At 71.0% G+C, this 4,704-nt stretch carries 4 protein-coding genes; 1 reads left to right on the top strand and 3 read right to left on the bottom strand.

The genetic code is table 11. The annotated features are described in order from the left end of the window. Window positions 1-254: sigma factor (locus Q1N79_RS00120; protein WP_300602530.1), on the bottom strand; the 254-nt coding region annotated here is incomplete at its 3' end. Window positions 255-495: 241 nt separating this feature from the next. Next, window positions 496-1,338: an SAM-dependent methyltransferase gene (locus tag Q1N79_RS00115; RefSeq protein WP_300602527.1), complete on the bottom strand. Its 843-nt coding sequence runs from the start codon at window positions 1,336-1,338 to the stop codon at window positions 496-498. A 118-nt stretch (window positions 1,339-1,456) separates the two neighbouring features. On the opposite strand from Q1N79_RS00115, the gene Q1N79_RS00110 reads away from it, so the two are divergent. Beyond that, window positions 1,457-2,161, top strand: coding sequence for a winged helix-turn-helix domain-containing protein (locus Q1N79_RS00110; protein WP_300602524.1), 705 nt, complete (start codon window positions 1,457-1,459; stop codon window positions 2,159-2,161). A gap of 81 nt (window positions 2,162-2,242) precedes the next feature. Here Q1N79_RS00110 and Q1N79_RS00105 read toward each other — a convergent pair whose 3' ends face one another. Continuing rightward, window positions 2,243-4,507 (bottom strand): MFS transporter, encoded by a 2,265-nt coding sequence (locus Q1N79_RS00105; protein WP_300602521.1) that lies wholly within the window; start codon window positions 4,505-4,507, stop codon window positions 2,243-2,245. Between the last annotated feature and the right edge of the window lie 197 nt (window positions 4,508-4,704).

Below are 4,704 nucleotides of genomic sequence, written 5' to 3'. Positions count from 1 at the left end.
AGCTCCGCCGCCAGGGATTCCTGCCGCGCTGCCGCGCGGAACTCGCTCCCGATGACGTTCCGTGCCGTCACCAGCAGCCAGGGCAGCGGATCAGCTGGCAACTCCGCCAGCCTCCGCCAGGCAACCAGGAACACCTCGCTGACCACCTCGTCGGCCAACTGGCGGCCGGCCCGGCTCACCGCGTAGGCGTAGACGCGGTTCCGGTAGCGGTCATACAGACCGGTGAACCGCTCGACCGCGTCAAGATCATCCAAAGGTCCAGCTCCTCCGCATGGCGATCGCTTCGCCTGACACCGTTCAGCCGGTAATGTCCCGCGGGCCCCCTTTCTTACAGACTCGATGAAACGGCCTCGACCAAGCGGCGGCGACCACGCGGCGCCTGACCCGGGTGCGGACGGGCAGTGTGAGGAGACGCCACGGCCCGTTCGGGCGAATGAAAAGGAGGAACGGGGGTGCGGGCCGCACGGGCAGCGGGACCTCAGCCGGTGACCCTCCTCATGGCTTGCGGCCGACTGCGCCCCAGCCCGCCACCTCGTATTCGCCGGCAGAGACGCCCGGCCTGGGGTGCCATCTGTGGCACTGGACGATGCCGGGCTCGACCAGCTCGAGGCCGTCGAAGAATCTGCTGACCTGGCCGAAGGTGCGCAGGGTGACCGGTGTGGCGACCGACTCGTTGTAGCGCCGCGCGCTCTCGGCGACCAGTTCGGGGAGGATGTCGCTGGCCGGGTGGGTGAGCACCAGGTAGCTGCCGGGCGCGACGCTGGTCATGAACTGCGCGACGATCCCGTACGGATCCTGCTCGTCGCTGATGAGCTGCAGGACCGAAACCAGGATGACGGCGGTCGGCTGGGCGAAGTCGAGCGTCCGCGCCGCCTCGTCGCGGATCATGCCCGGGTCGCGCAGGTCAGCCTGGATGTAGGAGGTCGCGCCCTCGGGGGTGCTGGCCAGCAGCGGGCGGGAGTGCGACAGCACGACCGGGTCGTTGTCGGCGTAGACGGGCCGTGCGTCCGGGGCGATGTCCTGCGCCACCTCATGCAGGTTCGGCTTGGTGGGAATGCCGCTGCCCACGTCGAGGAACTGCCGTACGCGCGCGGCGGCCAGGTACGCCACCGCGCGGCGCATGAAGTCACGGTTGGCCCTGATGTCGCGCACGATGGCCGGCCTGACCGCGATGATGGCCTCGGCCGCACTCCGGTCGGCCGCGAAGTTGTCCTTGCCGCCGAGCCAGTAGTCATAGACGCGAGCTGGGTGGGCGACGCTGGTGTCGAGCAGGGGAGTCCCGTCCTGCCCGTCCTTGGCATCAAAGGCGGGTCCGCCGTCTGCCCGGTCACCAGACACGATGTGCCTTCTCTTCGCGCGCGGGAAGCGGTCCGCCCAAGCCTAATGCACCGCGCATGGTGCATGCCGGGGACGCTTCGGTGGCTGCCGAAGCGTTTACGGGTGACGATGGAGGGTGATGGAGCATCGTCGTCCGTACCCCGAAGACCCGGACCTGGCCGCGCTGGCCGGCCTGCTGGCCGACAACACCCGCGCCAGCTTCTGCCTGGCGCTGCTGGACGGGCGGGCGTGGACCGCCGCTGAGCTGGCGCGCCACGCCGGGGTGGCTGCGTCGACGGCCACCGGTCACCTGAATCTCCTGGTGGCCGGGGGGTTGCTGGCGGAGCAGCGGCAGGGCCGGCATCGTTACGTGCGCCTGGCTGATGCCGGCGCGGCGGAGCTGGTCGAGAACCTCGCCTCGATGGCGCCGCGCCGCGTTGTCCCGCCCCGTTCGCTTTCGGCCGCTAGCCGCGCAGCGGCCCTCGCGCGTGCGCGCACCTGCTATGACCACCTCGCCGGGGCGCTCGGCGTTTCGATCACCACCGCGATGACCGACCGGGGGCTGCTGGACTGGGAACATGGGCTCGCGCTCACTGCCGGCGGGGCCGACTGGCTGGCCGGACTCGGCATCGCGCTGCCGTCGGCGACGCGGCGCCCGCCTGTCCGCTCCTGCCTTGACTGGACCGAGCGCCGCCCCCACCTGGCGGGCGCCGCAGGTGCCGCCCTCTGCGGCCATGCCTTCCGGTCTGGATGGATCACCCGGACCGGTGCCAGCCGCGCCGTGACCGTCACCGAAGCCGGGAGAAGCGCGCTGCGGGACCACCTCGGCCTCGTACCCGGCTAAGGTCACCTGGGTTCGCAACTGCCCGTCAGCCCGTTGCGATGCTTCCGCGGGCGCCGGCATGAGCTCAGTGTCTGGCCCTGGTCAGGCCGACGCCGCCCTGGCTGCTTCCGGGGGCATCGCGTCGACCTGGTCCGCGAGTGATTCCAGGGCTGGCAAGGCGGCCAGCAGCGCCGCCGCTTCCGCGGGGTCCAGGCACGCCAGTGCAGTGGCCAGCCCCGCTGTCCGGTCGCGTCGTGCGGCGTGCAGGACCGCCTCGCCCGTGCCGGTGGTGCTGACGACGCTGGCCCTGTGGTCGGTTTCGTCGCCCCGCCGCTGCGCCCAGCCGCTCCGGACGATCCGGTCGATGATCCGGGACATGGTGGGAAAGGTCACTCCGGCGTGCGCCGCGAGTTCGCCGATGCGCAGCGGCCCCGCGGCGTGCAGGATGGCGAGCGCGGCCAGCCCGCTCGGCGTGACCTCCGCCGGCCCGAAGCGGGCCCGGCTGGAATGCGCGAGCCGCTGCACCACGGAGTCGATGCGTTCGGCGAGGCTGCCCTGCTGCCGTGCCGGGCAGTCCGGCACCAAGGCCGACACCAAGGCCGGCACCAAGGTCGGCACCCTGGGAGGGGCGGCCGCGGCTGGCTCGGCGGCTGCCTGCTCGCCATGGACGTACTTGCCGCCGCGCAGCAGCGAGGCGATGGCGGCGACCAGGCAGGCCGCGATGGCGAAGTCGAAGGCCACCGACAGGCCGTGCTCGAACGCGGGGCTGATCAGGGACGGGAAGAAGCTGCGCCCGGTCAGGTAGGCGGCGCGGGCCGGGCTCAGGCGGGCGAGGGCCGGGCCGAGCAGCGTCCGGACCGGGTTGTAGCCGAGCAGGGAGGCGAACAGCACAGAAACCGGCGGCAGGGCGGCGACCCGGGCCGCGTCGGCTGTGGGCAGTCCCTGCGCGGTCAGCCCGTGCAGCAGGGCGGACGGCAGCGTCGCGGCAAGCCCCAGGATGATCAGGGTGAAGAAAATGCCGATGGACAGCACCATGGACGAGTTCTGGAAGGTGGCGGTCATGCCCGATCCGGCGCCGCGCCGCTCGGGCGGCAGGCTGTTCATGATGGCGGCCCGGTTCGGCGAGGCGAACAGCCCCATGCCGATCCCGTTCACCAGCAGGATGAGCGCGAATTGCCAGTAGGCGAAGTTGACCGGGAGGATCTCAAGCAGCCAGAACGAGCCCGCCGCGACCACCATGCCGCCGGTGGCGAACGGCCGCGCGCCGAAGTGATCCGACAGCCAGCCGGACACCGGTCCGGCGAGCAGGAACCCGGCGGTGAGCGGCAGCATGTAGATGCCCGCCCACAGCGGGGTCTGGCTGAAGGCGTATCCGTGCCTGGGCAGGTAGATGCCCTGCAGCCAGATGATCAGGATGAACATCAGGCCGCCGCGGCCGAGCCCGGACAGCAGGCCGGCCAGGTTGCCCGCGGTGAATGCCCGGATCCGGAACAGCTCCATCCGGAACATCGGGTGCCGCACCCGCGTCTCGATGAAGCAGAACGCGGCGAGCAAGGCCACGCCGCCGGCCATCGCCGCGATCACCCACGGGTTGGCCCAGCCCATGGTGTGCCGGCCGTACGGCTCGATGCCGTAGGTGATGCCGGTCAGCAGCGCGACCAGGCCCACCCCGAACGTGATGTTCCCCCACCAGTCGAGGTTGACGGGCCGCCGCTCGCCGAGTTCCCTCAGCTTCAGGTAGGCCCAGACGGTGCCGAACAGCCCGAACGGGACCGACACCAGGAATACCAGGTGCCATTCCACCGGGCCGAGCAGCCCGCCGAGGATCAGGCCGATGAACGACCCGGCGATCCCGGCCACCTGGTTCAGGCCGAGCGCCAGTCCGCGCTGGCCGGACGGGAACGCGTCGGTGAGGATCGCGGCGGAGTTCGCCATCAGCATCGCCCCGCCGACGCCCTGCAGCACCCTCACGAGGATCAGCCACAGCGCCCCGGCGGTCCCGTGCAGCCAGGTCAGCGACAGCGCCACCGAGAACACCGTGAAGACGGCGAAGCCCAGGTTGTACATCCGCACGCGGCCGTACATGTCCCCCAGCCGGCCGAAGCTCACCACCAGCACGGCGGTGACGACCATGTAGCCCATGATCAGCCACAGCAGCAGGCTGGAGTTGCCCGGCTGCAGCGGATTGAGCCCGATGCCGCGGAAGATGTCCGGCAGCGCGATCAGCAGGATCGAGGCGTTGACGCTGGCCATCAACACACCCAGCGTGGTGTTGGACAAGGCGATCCACTTGTAGCCGGGTCCCGGCGCGCGAAGCCGGGGGGCCCGGGATGCCGCCACCGACGGCGGCTGGCCTGGCAAGGTCATCGGTCGACTCCCTTCCGGCGGTAGCCGGGCGGGCCTGCGGCGGCCCGGCACGGCCTGCCGGAGTCTGTTCGTCAAGCGAGCGATTTAATTGCTAATCGCAAACTAAGCACCAGGCCAGTCGGCCGGGCAGGGCCAAAGGTCCGACCCGGCCAGAGCCGAGGACAGGACAGGCGGCATCGGCAACTCTGCGGCGACGA

The organism is Trebonia sp. (assembly GCF_030042015.1).
Taxonomy (GTDB): Bacteria; Actinomycetota; Actinomycetes; order Streptosporangiales; family Streptosporangiaceae; genus Trebonia.
Note: the sequence above shows the minus strand (reverse complement) of the source record. Positions and strands in the feature narration are given on the sequence as shown.

Bases quoted from the DNA above. Each gene is read 5' to 3' on its own strand.
- Q1N79_RS00110 (WP_300602524.1), top strand. From the start codon at position 1,457: ATGGAGCATCGTCGTCCGTACCCCGAAGACCCGGACCTGGCCGCGCTG.
- Q1N79_RS00105 (WP_300602521.1), bottom strand. From the start codon at position 4,507: ATGACCTTGCCAGGCCAGCCGCCGTCGGTGGCGGCATCCCGGGCCCCC.